We start from the raw sequence: 1373 nt of genomic DNA on the forward strand, positions 1-1373 counted from the left end.
AAGACCTCATGACTCACTCAATGACTTGAGTCCCATGGAGTATAAAAAACAGGTTATGTCTACCGACGAGTTGTGTTAAGAATGGGGTAGTTACAGGTCCAGAACAAGGCTTTAGTTTGCCAGGTCAGATAATTGTTTGTAGTGATAGTCATACCTCTACTCACGGAGCGTTGGGGGCAATTGCGTTTGGGATTGGTCAGTCTGAGAACACTCACGTTTTAGCCACGCAAACATTATGGCAAAAAAAACCAAAAATCATGAAGATTCATGTAAGTGGAACACTTCAAAAAGGAGTGAGCGCAAAAGATGTCGTCTTATATATTATCTCGACGATTGGAACTTCAGGAGCAACAGGTTATGCCATTGAGTACAGCGGAGAAGTTATCAGAAATCTTAGCATGGAAGGTCGTTTAACGCTTTGCAATATGTCTATTGAAGCCGGTGCAAGGTGTGGAATGATTGAGCCAGATAACGTGACTTATAGGTATTTAAAAGGAAAGAAGTGGTCACCAAAAGGTGAGTTATGGGATTTAGCTGTTGCTGATTGGGAAACTCTTAGTTCGGACCCAGGAGCTAAGTATGACGCGAATATCTATATCGATGGGTCAAAAATCTTACCAATGGTCACTTGGGGCACTAGTCCAGAAGAGGTGGTCCATGTTGAAGACAGAGTTCCGATAATTGATCAGTCGCTAAGTCGTGAGCAGCAAAGTAATCTTCGTGACTCGCTAGATTATATGGGCTTAAAAGAAGGGCAGCAGATTCAGGATGTCGCGATAGATATGGTGTTTATTGGTTCTTGCACGAATAGTCGGATTGAGGATTTGAGAGCAGCAGCTGCAATATTAAAAGGAAAAAAATCTAGAGTGCCTGGTTTAGTTGTGCCTGGCTCTGAATTAGTTAGAAAACAGGCTGAAGCTGAAGGTTTAGCAGAGATTTTTCAGAGTGCAGGATTGAGATGGGGGCATGCTGGCTGTTCTATGTGTGTAGCCATGAACGGTGATTATGTTCCAGCCGGCAAACGATGTGCTTCAACATCAAATCGTAACTTTAAGGGCCGCCAAGGCACAGGTGCTAGGACTCATCTTATGAGCCCTATGATGGTCGCTGCAGCAGCGGTCTATGGAAAAATTACAGACGTTAGACGTTTTTTGGATGATAAGTAATGAAACCATTTGAAGAGTTGTGCTCCATTCCAGCATATATAACTGGAAAAAATATAGATACTGATCAAATTATTCCTGCTCGGTTTTTAAAGTTGGCTAGGGGTGAAGACTTCGGTATTTGTCAAGATAGTTGTCACTCATACATAAATTTTAAGCTGCTTTTTTTACTCTTAAATCATTCTCCGGATTTAACGTGACGACACCTAA

General features: G+C 41.9%; 1 protein-coding gene. It reads left to right on the plus strand.

All coding sequences use genetic code 11. The features are described 5' to 3' along the window. Positions 1-41 precede the first annotated feature (41 nt). Positions 42-1166 (plus strand): 3-isopropylmalate dehydratase large subunit, encoded by a 1125-nt coding sequence (locus B092_RS14580; protein ID WP_083907573.1) that lies wholly within the window; start codon positions 42-44, stop codon positions 1164-1166. Positions 1167-1373: the final 207 nt, after the last annotated feature.

Origin of the sequence: Oligella ureolytica DSM 18253 (assembly GCF_000373745.1) — a bacterium.
Classification (GTDB): domain Bacteria; phylum Pseudomonadota; class Gammaproteobacteria; order Burkholderiales; family Burkholderiaceae_B; genus Oligella; species Oligella ureolytica.